The following is a 15,373-nucleotide window of genomic DNA, read 5'->3' on the forward strand; positions in this document are numbered from 1 at the left end:
AGGTGGCGTTCGGCTTATCAAGTAGGTCTTGACTTGTTCATTAGGCGGGCGCTAGTGAGCTCGATTCAAACGGGGTACTCAGCCGCCTGGGCGCGCCTCACCCGCGACAGGTTGACCTTGCTGCTGACGCCCTTCAGACGGTATGCGCCGGCGGACGACCACCGGAGGCCTGCGTCGTCGTCGACGATCGCCCGCGTCGAGTCCGCCACCAACACTGCCCCTGGCCGCGCCGCCGCGCTCACTCGGCTGGCCAGGTTCACGGGGTTGCCGAACCAGTCGCCCGCCCGCGAGACCGCTGACCCGGACGCCACGCCAATCCTCAAGGAAGGCAGGTCGTTTGCCGACGCGCTGTCGACCAGGTCCAGCATCGTCGTTACCAGCGGCGTCGGTTGTGACGAGACCAGCATGACCGCGTCCCCGATGGATTTTACGAATCTCACCGGTGGGTTGGCTGCATCGCGCGCAGCAGTCGCAAGTCGATTCGCGAGCCTCTCCAAATCGTCGGGCTGAAGCTTTTCGCCCAATTCGGTAAGCCCCACCACGTCGGCGAATGCAACGGTTATCTCGCGCGCTTCCGGCAGCCGTCCTGCTGCTCGTTCTGCGGCGGTGGCGAGTCCCCGTCTCTGAGTCCACCCGTTTCTAGAGTCGGGTTGGTGTGATCCAGATTCAGTTGATGCTGCAGGCCATCGGGGTGTGGGTGCACCTGCAGACCGCAGCGTACTCGGCCGGTGTGCGGTAGCCCAGGGCCGAGTGTCGGTGTCGGTGGTTGTGGTCGGCCTTGAAGTCGCCGATGACCACGCGGGCCTCGAGCAGGGTGTTCCAGTGGTTGCGGTTGAGGCACTCCTTGCGTAGGCGGTTGTTGAACGATTCGATATGTCCGTTGTTCCAGGGTGTGCCCGGCGGGATATACGACATGCCGAACCTCCCGTCGCAGAACTGTTGCAGTGCTTGAGAAATGAACTCCGGACCGTTGTCCATCCGCAGCACCTTGGGCGGCCCGCCAGCCACGGCGAACACCGTCTGGAGCTCGTCGACAAGCCGCTCGGCAGTGATCGAGCGCTCGACGATGTTGAGCAGCGACACCCTCGTGTGTTCGTCGATCATCGACGCGATCTTGATGGCCTTGCCGTCGATGGTGGAGTCGAACTGGAAGTCGATCGCCCACACCACGTTCGGGGCGTCGGCCACGATCGGCGGGATCGAGGACACCCCGGCCCGCTTACGCGGACTACGGACCCGCACCTGCAGGCCCTCCTCACGCCACAGACGGTGGACCTTCTTCTTGTTGACCTCACGGCGCTCGTCGTAGCGCAACGCCGCCCAGGCACGCCGGAACCCATGACACGGGTGCTTGACCGCGTAGGAACGCAGCCAGGCCCTCATCTCGGCGTCAGGATCGGCGGGGGTCTGCGACAACGGCAGACGTCGGCAGGTGGAGCGGGCCAGCCCAACGGCTTTGCACGCCAACCGTTCCGACATGCCCAACGCGGTGGTGAGCATATCGACGGCGCGGCGCTTGGCAGCTGGGCTCAGAATTTTCCCTTCGCGACCTCCCGCAAAGCGTCCTTGACCAGCTCGGCCTCGGCGAGCAGGCGCTTGAGCCGGGCGTTCTGCTCGCGCAGCTCCTTGAGCTCTTTGGCGGCGTCGGTGTCCATGCCACCGTAGGAGCGGCGCCAGTTGTACAACGTCGCCGGCGACACCTCCAGCTCGGTGGCGATTTCCTCGCCGGTCTTGCCTTCGGCAGCCAACTCATCGGCGCGGCGCAACTTGCGCACGATGTCCTCCGCGGAATTCCGCTTCCGACCAGCCATACGTTCATCGTCCCTTCTCGCCCGACATCGGGCTACAGGACTCTAAAACTGGTTGGACTCAGTCAGTGGGAACACGCCAGCGGTGATCGCCTCTGCCTCCAACGAACTGCGGAGACTCATGAGGAAAAGTTCGCCAACCGCGGATAACAAGTCTGGCCTCGCTCGTCGTGCGAACTCTTGGAGGGCGTCAGCGAGTTGGATCTCGCTCCCCCCCCGGAACAAGCAACATGTTCAGCACGAAGTCACGCATCATCTCTGTGGCCTGCCCGATGCCTGCCGTGAGGGCCCGCAATATGGCGACTGTTTCGTCTGGATTAACGCCCATGTCGATGAAGTGTCGTGCGCGTGCGATTGCGTCACCGTCGGCACGAAGCAGTTCCGCGTTGCAGGGGTCTTCCGGTCGAGGGAGGCCGGCAGCATCGAGCAGCCGTGTGAGGAGCTCTGGGTCCATTCCGGTTTCTGTGCTCAGCTCGCGCAGAGAGATGTACCGCCCCTCATCACCCAGTACGCGGCCGGTAGGAAGCAGGAGAGGGGTTGGAGCCGCCAGTCGGATTTGATCAGTCGTGAAGCCCTGGGCATGCAGCCAGGCAATAAGATCAGTCCTCTCCTGGCGGCTGTTGCCCTCGAGACCGTCGAGCAGACCATACTGAGCGAAGTCGTCTTCGTGTGTTGCTGACACCCTCAGAATGTCCCTAGTGCTGCGGCGTGCCAGGACGAGGACAGGATCGAGCAGTGGTCACGGCACCCATCTGGTAGCTAGACGCGGGGACGCCGAGCACGGCGTGACCCATCGCAACGAGCAGCGCGGAGGTCTGTTCGGGAGCCAAACCAGTGCCGCGGTAGTGCAAGATCGATTGAATGGCTCCGATCGCCCCATGAACCATCGCCCGAAGTTCGATCTCGTCGACCGCGGGCCGCAACTCCCCCACGAGGTGTACCCACTCTTCCAGATAGAGCCGCTGCTTTCGGCGCAATTGGCTCTGGTGGTGATCCGACAGATTGTGCACCTCGCGGTAATACACCATTGCCAGCTCGCGTTGATCCATTACCAAGGCGACTTGATCTGACACCAGCAGGGTCAGCGCCTCCGCCTCGTCGCGGGACTGCTCCACGATCGCCGTCGCACGCTTTAGGAGTTTGTCCACCACACGCTCGAAGAGGGCCGCCAGTAGGTCGCTCTTACTGTTGAAATGGCGATAGATGGCCGGCCCGACGACCCCTGATGCAACGCCGATGTCGGCCATGGAGACAGCGTGGTAGCCCCGCTCGGCAATCAACTCGGTGGCAGAGGCGAGAATCCGTTCCCGACGTTCGCCGCCGACCCGGGTACGTCCGGCAACGACCACCTTGTTCACTACTACCTTCCTTCGCTCGCAACCAGGGCTCGCGCAGCACTGCAGCGCCGGGAGCTACACTACGAACGTTAACACCTGCTCACAATCCCAGGTTGAGTTGAAATGTAGACGCCCAGTGGCAGGTGGCTGGCGCCTGCGCGTGTGATCCCCATTCGTGGATGTGCCCGCTCATTGGCCAAGATCGGCAACCGCGTGGGCAGATCGCTGCGCCCTCTTTGGATGTCCAGTTCGGCAAGGAACTGGACAAAGCCATCTCTCCGTCTGCCGGACGCTGTTGGCGTCATCCGATCGTCATCACATCGTTCGGCAACACGGCTTTGGCAAAGGGGCTACGTCAAGCAGCAGGCAGAGGACGGCGACTTGATTGGCGATACGTCGACAGAGTGGCCCGGCTACTCCAAATTCGGGATTTGTCAGGTCGCGCCGACAAGGGATTGCGGTATGTCCACGATGCGGGAGCGCAGGTACTCGCACAAGCCCTTCGCCTGGGCATCCGGCCGGGTCGAGGATGCCACGCCTTCCCCCAGCAGCCCGTGCACCACAACGTTGAGCGCACGCAGGTTGGGCAGCTCGAATCGCTCTATGCGCAGCTGCGCAGCCTCCGGGCCGAGCAGCCCGCGCAGTCGCTCGACGGTTAAGTGCTCGCGCACCCAGGCATAGCCGGCGTCGTCGCGGGCCCAGAGACCAATATTGGCGTTGCCGCCCTTGTCGCCGGACCGCGCGCCCAGAACCGCGCCCAGCGGCGCGCGGCATGTCGGCTCGGTCGGCGGCGCGGCTGCCGCGCTGCCCCGGACCTTCGCGGCCGGCACGCTACCGGTCGGCGGATCGGCGATCCTCCGGCGCTCACCGTTGGGCAGCACCACGACCTGCGTCACGCTCGACCGGGGCACGGTCGCTGGGCGATACACGCCGAACACTGACTCCGACGTGGGTGGCGTGGTGGTGTGGAAGCCGGCATACCCGGCCAGAGCGATCTCCATGATTGCGCTCGAGAACGCCCGGCCGACCTTGCGCGGGTCGGTGTCCTTGACCGTGATCCGCAAGTGCGCGCACGCCTGGTCGTTGGTGGGGGCGTCCGGTGTGTCGAAACGCAGAAACCGGACGTCGACCTCGGCGAAGGATCCCCGGCCGCCGAGGATGTCGAACAGCTGCTGCTGCGCGAACGCGGCTTTCGCCTCCAGGTCCAAGCCGGTGAGCACCATCGTCATGGTGTTCCGGTAGCCCCCGACCTCGTTCAGCGCCACCTTGAGCGTCTCCGGTGGCGGGCTGCCGGTGACACCCGTGATCGCCACCCGGTGCTCGGCCTGCTGGGCCAGCGAGATCGTGTCGAAGTGAGTCACCACGTCGGGCCCCAGATAGGCCGGCTCGGCGATCTCGTAGAGCAGCTGGGCGGTGACCGTACCGACCGACACCAGCCCCCCGGTGTCGGCGTGCTTGGTGATCACCGACGAGCCGTCGGCCGCCACCTCCGCGATCGGGAAGCCCGGGTAGCGACGGTCGGTGATCTCGTCGAGGAAGGCGTAGTTGCCGCCCGTGGCCTGTGGTCCGCATTCGATGACGTGGCCGGCCACGACGGCACCGGCGAGCCGGTCCCAGTCGGTGCGCTCCCACCCGTGCCACCAGGCGGCCGGGCCGACGACCAGCGAGGCGTCTGTCACCCGTCCGGTGACGACGACGTCGGCGCCCGCACCCAGCGCTTCGGCGATACCCCAACCCCCGAGGTAGGCGTTGGCCGAGACCGGCTTGACCTCACCGACCGCAGGGGTGATCGCGGAGAGGTTCCCGCGCAAGTCGTCACCTTCGATGTGGGCGATCCGGACGGTGATACCGAGCCGGTCCGCAAGCTCGCGCAATCTGACGGCCAGCCCGGCCGGGTTGAGCCCACCGGCGTTGGCCACGATCTTGATACCGCGGTCGGAACAGGTGCCCAACACCTGCTCCATCTGGGTCAGGAACGTGCGCGCGTAACCGCCCGCCGGATCCTTCGCCTGGGCCTTCGCCAGGATGAGCATCGTCAGTTCAGCGAGGTAGTCCCCGCACAGCACGTCGATGCTCTGCTCGCCCGTCCCGCCCTCGACCATCTCCCGCGCCGCGGCGATCCGGTCGCCGTAGAAGCCCGAGCAATTTCCGATGCGTACCGGGTCCCTCACGACACACCTCCGTCGAACTGTCCTGCGGTGCGCCCGCCACCGGGAGGTCCGGCGAAGGCCTGCGCGATGGAGAGCCACTGTTCGGCGAGCGGACCGGTGACGTGCAGTGCGGTGTCGTCGCGATGCCTGCGCTGGGTGACGAGCAGGCAGAAGTCGTGCGCAGTGCCGGTGACCCGGTTGGGCACGCCGTCGGGGCCCCAGGTCCACAGCGTGCCCCCCGGTGCGGTGAGCTCGACACGGACGGGTTCCTCGGGCACCTCCAGGCCGTTGGCCATGTAGCTGAACGCCCGCGCTCCCACGCCGATGTGGGCGACGTGGCGCAACCGGGCCGAGGGCACACGGGTCACTCCCAGCGCGTCGGCGATGTCCTGACCGTGCGCCCAGGTCTCCATGATCCGCGCGGTCAGCGAGGAAGCCGCGCTCATAGGGAGGCCGAACCACGGCACCCGCATCGAGGGGTCGATCGCTGCGAAGGCAGCGACGAGGGCGCGGCGCGCGCCGTCGAACCAGGACAGCAGCTCCGCTGTCGGCATCGGCCGGTAGCGCTCGGCGATGGTGTCCGGGGAGATCCGGCCGTCGGCGAGCACGGGCAGCACCTCGGCCGTGAACCCTTCGGGGTCGGTGGCTGAGCGCACCGCGGCGTCGTCGAAGAACGCAAGATGGCTGATCTGATCGCGGACCGCCCAGCCTGCCGCGGGGGTGGGCGCGTCCCACCCGGCTTGCCCCTCGGGCAGCTCGGCGATCAGTGACCACAGCTCGGCCGTTTCCGCCCCGATGTCGGTGATCAAGGACTCCATCGGCACGGCCACGTCTAACGTCCCTTCCAAACCGGTGTGCGCTTCTCGCGGAACGCGGCGGGACCCTCTAGCGCGTCGGCGCTGAGGTACACCGGCTCCCATATCTGGTCGGCGTGGGCGTAGGCCTCCGTCAGGTGGTGCGCTGCGGAGAGGTATACGGTCTTTTTTGCCGCGAGTACGGACAGCGGTGCGTTGGAAGCGATCCGCAGGGCGATCTCCTGAACTCGTACCCGCAGCTCCGCTGCGGGCACGACCTCGTTCACCATGCCTACCTCGCGGGCGCGCTCGGCAGTGATCGGGTCGCCGGTCATCAAAATCTGCAGCGCAATCCGCGGCGGCAGCAGCCACGACAGCGGGACAGCCCATGGCGAGCCGCGGCCTACCTTGACCTCGCTGACCGCGAACCTGGCGTGCTCGGCTGCGATGACGAGGTCGCACTGCTGGGCCAGTAGGAATCCGCCGGCGAAGGCGACGCCGTTCACCGCGGCGATGGTCGGCTTGGCGACCTGGATGTTGCGCCCGAATTGCGGCGCGAAGTCTGGCGGCGGAACCGTGAGCGCCGTCTCCGCCATCTCTTTAAGGTCCCCTCCGGCGCAGAACGCCTTATCGCCTGCCCCGGTCAGCACCAGAACCTTGGCGGAGTCGTCGGCGTTGAAGCGGTGAACGCTGTGGAACAGTCCCTGCCGGACCGCCCCGTTGAGCGCGTTCCGTGCCTCGGGGCGATTGATCGTCAACCAGGCCACCCCGTCGACGACCTCGTAGGTGATCGCTTCCTCGCTCATCAATCCCCGTCCTGATCGGCACCCGCCCTCCCGATGTGAGGGCTCGTTCACTCGCAGTACGTTACCCGGCAGAATGTCGCGAGGACCAGTTGGTGAGCGAACGCGTTGCGTCCGGCGGCGCAACCCGACCGGCGTGGCCAGCTCCGTAAATGTTGGGTTCGCCACCTCGTCGGCCGCATTCGGTTCGAGCGATTGACGAGATCGGATCCCAAGGCCGCAACACGGGGTTGCATTCGTACGTCAAGTCCTCGGCAAGAATGTGGCCCTCTTCGGCCTTTTGGGATTGGCACGCCGGAGGTGCTCCTTGCCACCGTTTCACCCTTGGCTCCCAGAAACAATCGGTGCCAAATGCTGTGAACGCATGCGTCGCCGCGGGGAACCGCTCGTCAGCGTCCGAGGACTTGAAAACCTTCCCATGCTTTCCGGCGGTCGGCGTGGGGGTCGTTGTCCACTCGCGAAGCGCGATCGAAGACGAGGACCGGACGGGCGTCGCTGGTGTAGCGCGGCCAGCCGTCTCCTGGAACTCCGGTGCGTGCGAAAGCATCCCAGCGCCCTTGCATGTCGTCGCTCACGCGTAGGGCCGAGCGGCGATCGGCTCCGGCGCTGAGTAGCCGACCGAGCGGCGTGCGGTAGGCGTCGAACACCGCAAGAAGCTCCGTCGCATGGGTGGCACCCAGCCCGGCCCATTGCAGAGTTCGCGGGGCGAAGTCATAGCGGTACAGATATGTGGGGGCGTGCCGACTGTGGGAATCCGCGAGCTGCCACAGTGTCGATCCGAATGTGAAGTCGGCCCCCAGTCGGATACAGGCATCGGGGGCCGGATATTCGGGATAGGCAGCAGTAATTCGCTCGCGACAGGTGGGTTCCGCTCCCGCTAGTAACGCTTCGATCTTGGCTTCGTTCGTCGGGAGGAGTTTGAGGAAGCGAGTGAACAACCGGCCCTCGTCGGCGTTCGTACCGACGATCAGCGGCACACGGTACGCCTTGCCGTCGCGCATCGCTTGAATGGGCTCGGACGGTAGATAGTCGGTTCCGAATGTGCATCCCACCGGGTAACCGCCAGCAAGGTCCGATGCACTCGTGGTGAGCAAGCGATCGAATGCATTCACCAGTTGAGCCGGACGCGCCGCCAACAGGAGGCGGGCGGGCTCCCGCTCGTCGGCGCAGAGAATGGATGCGAACTTGGCGGCGAACTCCGCGGCCAGCTCCTGGGAGCGGGATAGCGCGCCGGCCGGACTTTGTGAGATAGCCTGTGCGAAAAGCCCTTTAGCCGCTGGCACGGCCAGCAAAGTGGTAACGGCGTGCGCGCCCGCGCTCTCTCCGAAGATCGTCACGTTATCGGGATCGCCGCCGAATGCCGCGATGTTCTCGCGTACCCACCTGAGCGCCGACACGAGGTCACGCAAGTAGAGGTTGTCGTCAATATGGATGTCTGCGGTGGACAGCGACGACAGGTCGACAGCCCCTAGCGCGCCGAGGCGGTAGTTTGTCGATACGTACACGCAACCGCTGCGGGCAAGCGACGCGCCATCATAGATCGGTGTCGCGGAACTGCCCAGGAAGTACGCCCCGCCGTGAATGAAGAACATCACGGGCAGAGGTCGGTCCGAGCCGCCGTCGGGTGCAACGACATTGAGGGTGAGGCAGTCCTCGCTCATGGGCTGGAACTTGCCCGGACCGACGATGGTGTATCGGCGGGGCTGTGGAGCGCAGTAGCGGAATCGGTGGCAGGGTCGGACGCCGTCCCACGCTTCGACCGGCTGGGGAGCCTTGAACCGCAGCGCGCCGACTGGTGGCTTGGCGTAGGGAATGGAACGCCAGCGATTGACGCCGTCCCGCGTGAATCCTTCGATGGCGCCCGAGGTGAGTTCGGTGCGGACTGTCTTCGCTGGCATGTATCGACAATAGCGAATGACTATTCACACCAGCGCCCGGCTCTGCCGTTCAGTCGCCGTGTCGGGCACGGTTTGGCCTGCTACTGATGACTCACTCGACTTCGGTCAGCGGCCTCCACGGCCGTTCGGTGACGTCGTGGCTGATTCTTAAGCACCGGTTACATCTTTTCAGAAGAAGAAGCTACCCATGACCGGCTATCTCCGGGCGTGCGGGGACATCCTCAGCGTTGTGAGCGTCGGTACTCGCTCGGAGAGCGGCCGGTCCATCGCTTGAAGGCGTGTGAGAAGTTAGCAAGATCGCCGTATCCGAGCTCGGTCGCGATCTGGCTTGCCGACATTGATCGGGTGATTAACAGCATCATCGCGCTCTCCCGCAGACACGACTGGCGCAACTCGCGAAAGGTGGTGCCCTCTTCGGCGAGCCGGCGTTTGAGTGTGCTGGTGGATACCGAGAGTTCGTCTGCGACCCGCTGGCAACTTCGCTGTCCGGGATCCTCGTCCAACAACCGTCTCACCTTCTTGGAGAAGGACGTGGCTCCGCTCTGCTCGTCGAGGGTCCGCCTCAGCTCGGCGACGGCGAGTCGATACGCAAGGGGATCGGAGAACCGGCACACTTCATTGAGCGCGTTGACGGGAACATGAAGGTAGGACATCGGTGCGTCAAAGAACAGGCGCCCGGCTAGTACCATCTCTGCCGCGAGTTTGTTCAGGGAGACCGGCGCTGACCAACTCAAGTGGAGCGTGACGGTCAGCGCGTCACTGACGAGCATGTCCAGCAGTCGTAACAACGCCAAGCCGGTATATGTGACTGCTAAGCAGTCCAGGGCCCGATCGCCTGTGTGCCCCCAGAGCCCGACGGTGAGACCTTGGTCGTTTGGACGGAATTGTGCATTGATCGCCGTGGTGATCAACGGTAGATAGGTGAGCAGCTCGACGATCTCGGCTACCGAGCCTGCGCTGACCAGCGGGACGCTCAACGGGCCGAAAGATGTCAACTGTGCCTGTCCTGCAAACGAGAAGCCGAGCAGGGTTGCCCGGTCGACGTCTAGATCGGGGTACAGATCGCGAAACCACCGCAGTGGCGCCTGGACATCGTGCTGCATCAGCGTCGCCTCGTCGGTTCCCTCGCGCGCCATGATGGTGCGAAGCCGCGCGACGGCGTCCGGGTCGAGTGCCTGGCTCTCCAGCATTTGCACGAACGCGACCGGAGGCACACCGGCGTTGCTGAACTTCACCGATCGTGCCCCCTGAGCCCAATCCACAAGTTCCTGATCCGCGCAAACATAGCGGAAGCGCTCGGATTGGACAATCCTGTTAACAAGTATTCACATTCAGGGCAACTTAAGAGGAGTCGGTAATGGCCGTTGTCACTTTTGTCTCCCACGACGGCGACAAGCACCAGGTGCCTCTCGATGAAGGCCAGTCACTGATGCAGGTCGCGACCAACAATGCGGTACCCGGCATCGACGGCGACTGCGGAGGCGAAGCCGCGTGCGGCACCTGCCATGTGATCGTCGATCCGCAATGGACCGACAAGGTCGGCCTCTCCGGCCCCGCTGAAGAAGAGATGCTCGCGATGAACCCGGAGCGTCACCCGACCTCCCGGCTGTCCTGTCAGATGCCGGTCTCCGAGGAGTGGGACGGCTTGATCGTCCAACTGCCCGAGTTCCAGATGTAATGACGAGCGAAAAGGAATAAGACGTAATGAAGGTTTCTGAAGCAATCACCGAGAAAGTTCAGGCGACCATCCCGATCGACCTGCAGATTCAAGGTGCACACCTGTATGACAAGACCCGGCGTTTGGTGACCGGAACGAACGGCAAGAAGATCTTCGTCGAGAGCCTCCTCCCGCCGGTCGAGGACGTCGAACTCGCCGACATCGACCTCAGCAACCCTTTCCTCTATCGTCAGGGGCTCTGGCAGTCGTACTACGAGCGCCTGCGCAACGAAGCTCCGGTCCACTACCAGCCCAACAGTCCGTTCGGTCCGTTCTGGTCGGTCACGCGGCATGCCGACATCGTGACCGTCGAGAAGAACCATGAGGTCTTCTCCTCCGAGCCGTTCATCGTCATCGGGTCCCCCCCTCGTTTCCTGGATGTCGCGATGTTCATCGCGATGGATCCGCCACGCCACGACAGGCAGCGGGCCGCCGTCCAAGGGGTGGTCGCGCCCAAGAACCTGCGTGAGATGGAGGGGCTGATCCGCTCGCGCGTCCAGGAGGTGCTGGACGATCTGCCCCTGGATCAGCCGTTCGACTGGGTGCAGAATGTCTCGATCGAGCTGACCGCTCGGATGCTTGCGACCCTCCTGGACTTCCCGTACGAGCAGCGTCGCAAGCTCGTCGAGTGGTCAGATCTGGCAACCTCGATGGAGCAGGCCAATGGCGGTCCCTCGGACCTTGACGAGACGTTCGCAGGCATGCGCGATATGGCGCGGGGTCTCAGCGAGCACTGGCACGACAAGGCGGCCCGGACCGCTGCCGGGGAGGAACCCGGCTTCGATCTGATCACCATGTTGCAGAGCAACGAGAGCACCAAGGATCTGATCAAACGACCGATGGAGTTCTTGGGCAACCTCGTGCTGCTGATCGTCGGAGGCAACGACACCACCCGGAACTCGATGAGCGGCGGTGTTCTCGCGTTGAACCGGTACCCGGACCAGTTCGAGAAGCTGAAGGCCAACCCCGACCTGATCCCCAACATGAACTCGGAGATCATTCGGTGGCAGACGCCGCTGGCCTATATGCGCCGGATCGCCACGGCCGACACCATGCTCAACGGGCAGTTCATTCGCAAGGGCGACAAGGTGGTGATGTGGTACGCCTCGGGCAACCGCGACGAGCGCGTATTCGATCAGCCCGACGACTTCATCATCGACCGGGCCAACGCCCGCAACCACATCTCCTTCGGCTTCGGTGTCCACCGTTGCATGGGCAACCGGCTGGCCGAGCTGCAGCTGCGGATTCTCTGGGAGGAGCTGCTTCCTCGCTTCGAGAACATCGAGGTCGTCGGCGAACCCGAGTACGTGCAGTCCAACTTCGTGAGGGGTATCAGCAAGCTGATGGTCCGCCTCACCCCGAAATCCGACGCATGACATTGGAGCGGGCGCTCATCGTCGGGGCCAGCCATGCCGGGGCCCAACTCTCGGCCAGTCTGCGCCAGGAAGGGTGGACCGGTGAGATCGTCCTCGTCGGCGACGAGTCGGCGCTGCCCTACCAACGCCCTCCGCTGTCGAAGGCATACCTGGCCGGCAAGTGCACCCTCGAGGAGCTCGCGATCCGCAGCGCCGAGTTCTACACCAAGCAGCGAATCCAACTCCTGGATGCGACGGTGGAGGCGGTCGACCGTGCGGCGGGCCACCTCTCGCTGAGCACCGGCGAGTCGCTGCCCTACGACAGGCTCGCGCTGTGCACGGGCGCCCGCCCTCGTCGGCTCCCCACCCCGGGAGCCGACCTGGCCGGAGTCTTCTACCTACGCACCGCGGCGGACGTCGAGAAGATCCGAGACGCCACCAGACCGGGGCGTCGAGCCGTGATCGTCGGCGGCGGCTACATCGGACTGGAGACGGCCGCCTCGTTGCGTGCGTTGGGCCTGGAGGTCACCGTGCTCGAGGCGACCGAGCGTGTCCTCGAACGGGTCACCGCCCCGGAGGTATCGGCGTTCTTCGACCGGATCCACCGGGAGGAGGGCGTCAACATCCGGACGGGTGCGCTGGTCGAGGCTCTGTCCGGCGACGGCAGGGTCCGCGAAGTAGTCCTGGCCGGTGGTGAATCGATTCCCGCCGACCTCGTCATCGTCGGCATCGGCGTCGAGCCGAACACTGAGCTCGCCGCCGCCGCGGGCTTGGTCGTCGACAACGGCGTCGTGATCGACGACCAGGCCCGGACCAGCGACCCCGCGATCGTGGCCGCCGGGGACTGCGTCAGCCACGACATGGCCCGTTACGGGCGCCGCATACGCCTGGAGTCCGTGCCCAGCGCGGCCGAGCAGGCCAAAGTCGCCGCGGCGACCATCTGCGGGAAGTCCAAGACGATAGCGGCGCTGCCCTGGTTCTGGTCAGATCAATACGACCTCAAGCTCCAGATCGCCGGTCTTAACACCGGCTACGACGAGGTCGTCCTCAGCGGCGACCCGACCCGGGACCGCGACTTCACCTGCTTCTACCTGCGCGCCGGCGAGCTCATCGCCGCCGACTGCGTCAACCGCCCCCGCGACTTCATGTTCAGCAAGCGGGTCATCACGCAGCAGGTCCCCGTCGACCGGGCCGAACTGGTGCTCGCCGGCTCGGCCTGAGGCGAAGACCCCGCCGCTGCGCGGCCGCCCCGCCTCGTGCGGACCCCGGTCGTACGCCCGCGTTCTGGGCGGCGTCCGGCATGAGGACCGAGTGGGGTTTGCGAAGCGGTGTGACGGTTTACTATCCAGTGAGGGCATCGTGATGGAGTCGATGCTCGCGATATTTTAATGCTGACAACGAGATTGGTGGAGGTTGACGATGGCGGTTTTCAAGGATGAGGACGAGGTCTATACCTTTCTGGCTGGAATCTTTCGGCGGGGCCTGGAGAAGGAAGGGCTGGCCGATAAGCTCGTGAGTTCGGGTGTGGTGTTGCGGGTGCACTACACCGATCCGGACGCAGTGGTGACAGTGGACATGGCGAACAAGGTGGTGGAGACGGGTGCGGACAGCACCGCGGTGCCCAATGTCGAGCTGTTCATGTCGGCAGACACCGGGAACAAGTTCTGGTTGGGCAAGGTGAACCTGACGATGGCGATGGCCAGGGGAACGGTGCGCGCAAAGGGCCCGGCGGCGAAGCTGATCAAAATGATCCCGCAGGCCAAGAACCTGTTCCCGGAGTACCGGTTGCTGTTGCAGAACGAGAATCGGCAGGACCTCATCGATGCGTGAACGACGCTTCACCGCGGGCTGCAGGACGGGCGTGCGATGAAGAGCACCATGCAGGATGTTCCGTTGACGGTGGCCGGGATCGTGCGCCACGCCTCGACGATCCACGGCGATCGCGATGTGCTGACGGCGCGAGGGCCCGGACAGATCTCTCGGGTGTCCTACCGCGAGGTGGGGGAGCGCGCGGCACGGCTGGCGAATGCGTTGCGCGAGATCGGCATTCGTGGAGACGAGCGTGTCGCGACGCTGCAGTGGAGCAACCAGGAGCATCTGGATGCCTACGCGGCGGTGCCGTCGATGGGCGCGGTGCTGCACACGTTGAACCTGCGGCTGCCGCCGGACCAGCTGACGTGGATCGCCAATCACGCCGATGATCGGGTGATCATCGTCGACGGTACGGTGCTGGGCCTGTTGGCGACGGCGTTGCCGTCGATGACCTCGGTCCGCACGGTGCTGGTGACCGGCACGGGTGACCTCGCCGCGGTCCAGGGGTGCGGCAAGGACGTCCTTCGGTACGACGACGTGGTGGCCGACCAGCCGAGCACGTTCGACTGGCCCGACGTCGACGAGCAGTCGGCCGCCGCGATGTGCTACACCAGCGGTACCACCGGGCACCCGAAGGGCGTTGTCTACAGTCATCGTTCGACGTGGTTGCACTCTCAGGCGGCGTGCACCACGAATGCCTTGGGCATCGGTCCTGACGACACGGTGTTGGCGATCGTTCCGATGTTCCACGCCAACGCGTGGGGGCTCCCGTACGCGGCGATGATGGCGGGCGCGCAGCTTCTGCTGCCCGACCGTTTCCTGCAGGCGGCGCCCTTGGTGGAGATGATCGAGGCCGCGCGCCCGACGATGGCGGGCGCTGTGCCGACGATCTGGACCGACGTTCTGCACTATCTTCGCGACAATCCCGGCCACGACGTGAGTTCGCTGAAGATGGTGGCCTGCGGTGGTTCGGCGGTTCCGCGGTCGTTGATGACCGCCTATGACGAGCTGGGCGTCCGCATTGTGCAGGCCTGGGGGATGACCGAGACGTCCCCGCTGGCCGCGGTCGCATTGCCGCGGAACAGCGACACCCCGGAGAGGTCCCTTTACCTGCGCGGAACCCAGGGCCGAGTGGTGGCCGGTGTGCAAGCCCGCATCGTCGACGACGCCGGCGCCGAGCAGCCCTGGGACGGAAAGTCGGTGGGGGAGATTCAGATCCGCGGCCCGTGGATCACCGGGTCGTATTACGAGCATGACACTTCGGCGGTGTCGCCGGACGGGTGGTTGCGCACCGGAGACGTCGGGACGATCAGCCCGGATGCGTTCATCACGCTGACCGACCGTTCCAAGGACGTCATCAAGTCCGGGGGCGAATGGATCTCCTCGGTGGAGCTGGAGAACGATTTGGCCGCTCACCCTGCGGTGCGCACCGCCACCGTGATCGGGGTTCCCGATGACAAGTGGCAGGAACGACCGCTGGCGGTGGTCGTCCTGGCTGCCGACCGCACCGCCACCGCCGCGGAATTGACCGAGTTCCTCCGTCCGCGGGTGGCCAAGTGGTGGCTACCGGAACGGTGGGCGTTCGTCACCGACATTCCGCTGACCTCGACCGGCAAGTTCGACAAGAAGAAGCTGCGCCGCCAGTACGCCGACGGTGATCTCACCGTCGAGACACTGGCGTGAATCATCAATCCACTGC

The 15,373-nt window shown here is 65.0% G+C and carries 13 protein-coding genes and 1 pseudogene; 5 read left to right on the forward strand and 9 right to left on the reverse strand.

All coding sequences use genetic code 11. The annotated features are described in order from the left end of the window. Positions 1–65: 65 nt before the first annotated feature. The 9 genes and pseudogenes from TL10_RS31190 to TL10_RS06790 all read right to left on the reverse strand — a co-directional run. Positions 66–605 (reverse strand): annotated as a pseudogene (locus TL10_RS31190) (adenylate/guanylate cyclase domain-containing protein); the annotation flags it as partial. Positions 606–666: 61 nt separating this feature from the next. After that, positions 667–1,811, reverse strand: a protein-coding gene (locus TL10_RS06750; protein WP_423136059.1) for an IS3 family transposase whose coding sequence is annotated in 2 segments (ribosomal slippage) — positions 667–1,547 and positions 1,547–1,811 — 1,146 coding nt in all. Because the reading frame shifts where the segments join, the coding sequence is not laid out codon by codon here. 187 nt (positions 1,812–1,998) lie between these two features. Then, positions 1,999–2,490 (reverse strand): adenylate cyclase regulatory domain-containing protein, encoded by a 492-nt coding sequence (locus TL10_RS30050; protein WP_157850356.1) that lies wholly within the window; start codon positions 2,488–2,490, stop codon positions 1,999–2,001. Positions 2,491–2,503: 13 nt separating this feature from the next. Next, entirely contained in the window at positions 2,504–3,166 is a 663-nt protein-coding gene (locus tag TL10_RS06765; protein ID WP_043985038.1) for a TetR/AcrR family transcriptional regulator, read from the reverse strand. 413 nt (positions 3,167–3,579) lie between these two features. Then, entirely contained in the window at positions 3,580–5,316 is a 1,737-nt protein-coding gene (locus tag TL10_RS06770; protein ID WP_011895440.1) for an acyclic terpene utilization AtuA family protein, read from the reverse strand. Next, complete coding sequence (locus TL10_RS06775) at positions 5,313–6,125, reverse strand: TIGR03084 family metal-binding protein (protein ID WP_043985040.1); 813 nt, start codon at positions 6,123–6,125, stop codon at positions 5,313–5,315. Before TL10_RS06775 ends, TL10_RS06770 begins: the two co-directional genes overlap by 4 nt. Positions 6,126–6,127: 2 nt before the next feature. After that, positions 6,128–6,895 carry an enoyl-CoA hydratase/isomerase family protein gene (locus tag TL10_RS06780; protein ID WP_011895438.1) on the reverse strand — a complete coding sequence of 256 codons (768 nt, stop codon included), beginning with the start codon at positions 6,893–6,895 and terminating at the stop codon, positions 6,128–6,130. A 386-nt stretch (positions 6,896–7,281) separates the two neighbouring features. Further along, positions 7,282–8,790 carry a carboxylesterase/lipase family protein gene (locus TL10_RS06785; RefSeq protein WP_043985041.1) on the reverse strand — a complete coding sequence of 503 codons (1,509 nt, stop codon included), beginning with the start codon at positions 8,788–8,790 and terminating at the stop codon, positions 7,282–7,284. Positions 8,791–9,011: 221 nt separating this feature from the next. After that, on the reverse strand, positions 9,012–10,025 hold the full coding sequence (locus TL10_RS06790; RefSeq protein WP_165605269.1) for a helix-turn-helix domain-containing protein: 1,014 nt from the start codon (positions 10,023–10,025) through the stop codon (positions 9,012–9,014). Between the two features lie 122 nt (positions 10,026–10,147). Here TL10_RS06790 and TL10_RS06795 point away from each other — a divergent pair, with 122 nt between their 5' ends. From TL10_RS06795 to TL10_RS06815, 5 genes are all read left to right on the forward strand, one after another. Next, positions 10,148–10,468 carry a 2Fe-2S iron-sulfur cluster-binding protein gene (locus TL10_RS06795; protein WP_043985043.1) on the forward strand — a complete coding sequence of 107 codons (321 nt, stop codon included), beginning with the start codon at positions 10,148–10,150 and terminating at the stop codon, positions 10,466–10,468. A gap of 26 nt (positions 10,469–10,494) precedes the next feature. Then, positions 10,495–11,883, forward strand: coding sequence for a cytochrome P450 (locus TL10_RS06800; protein WP_043985044.1), 1,389 nt, complete (start codon positions 10,495–10,497; stop codon positions 11,881–11,883). Further along, complete coding sequence (locus TL10_RS06805; protein ID WP_043985045.1) at positions 11,880–13,082, forward strand: NAD(P)/FAD-dependent oxidoreductase; 1,203 nt, start codon at positions 11,880–11,882, stop codon at positions 13,080–13,082. The genes TL10_RS06800 and TL10_RS06805 overlap by 4 nt, the downstream gene beginning before the upstream one ends. 199 nt (positions 13,083–13,281) lie before the next feature. Then, positions 13,282–13,692: an SCP2 sterol-binding domain-containing protein gene (locus tag TL10_RS06810; RefSeq protein WP_043985046.1), complete on the forward strand. Its 411-nt coding sequence runs from the start codon at positions 13,282–13,284 to the stop codon at positions 13,690–13,692. A gap of 36 nt (positions 13,693–13,728) precedes the next feature. Further along, entirely contained in the window at positions 13,729–15,357 is a 1,629-nt protein-coding gene (locus tag TL10_RS06815; protein ID WP_043985047.1) for a fatty acid--CoA ligase, read from the forward strand. Positions 15,358–15,373 lie beyond the last annotated feature (16 nt).

It is taken from the genome of Mycolicibacterium llatzerense (assembly GCF_000878195.1).
Lineage (GTDB): Bacteria > Actinomycetota > Actinomycetes > Mycobacteriales > Mycobacteriaceae > Mycobacterium > Mycobacterium llatzerense.

Bases quoted from the DNA above. Each gene is read 5' to 3' on its own strand.
- TL10_RS06815 (WP_043985047.1), top strand. From the start codon at position 13,729: ATGAAGAGCACCATGCAGGATGTTCCGTTGACGGTGGCCGGGATCGTG.
- TL10_RS06800 (WP_043985044.1), top strand. From the start codon at position 10,495: ATGAAGGTTTCTGAAGCAATCACCGAGAAAGTTCAGGCGACCATCCCG.
- TL10_RS06810 (WP_043985046.1), top strand. From the start codon at position 13,282: ATGGCGGTTTTCAAGGATGAGGACGAGGTCTATACCTTTCTGGCTGGA.
- TL10_RS06795 (WP_043985043.1), top strand. From the start codon at position 10,148: ATGGCCGTTGTCACTTTTGTCTCCCACGACGGCGACAAGCACCAGGTG.
- TL10_RS06780 (WP_011895438.1), bottom strand. From the start codon at position 6,895: ATGAGCGAGGAAGCGATCACCTACGAGGTCGTCGACGGGGTGGCCTGG.
- TL10_RS06785 (WP_043985041.1), bottom strand. From the start codon at position 8,790: ATGCCAGCGAAGACAGTCCGCACCGAACTCACCTCGGGCGCCATCGAA.
- TL10_RS06805 (WP_043985045.1), top strand. From the start codon at position 11,880: ATGACATTGGAGCGGGCGCTCATCGTCGGGGCCAGCCATGCCGGGGCC.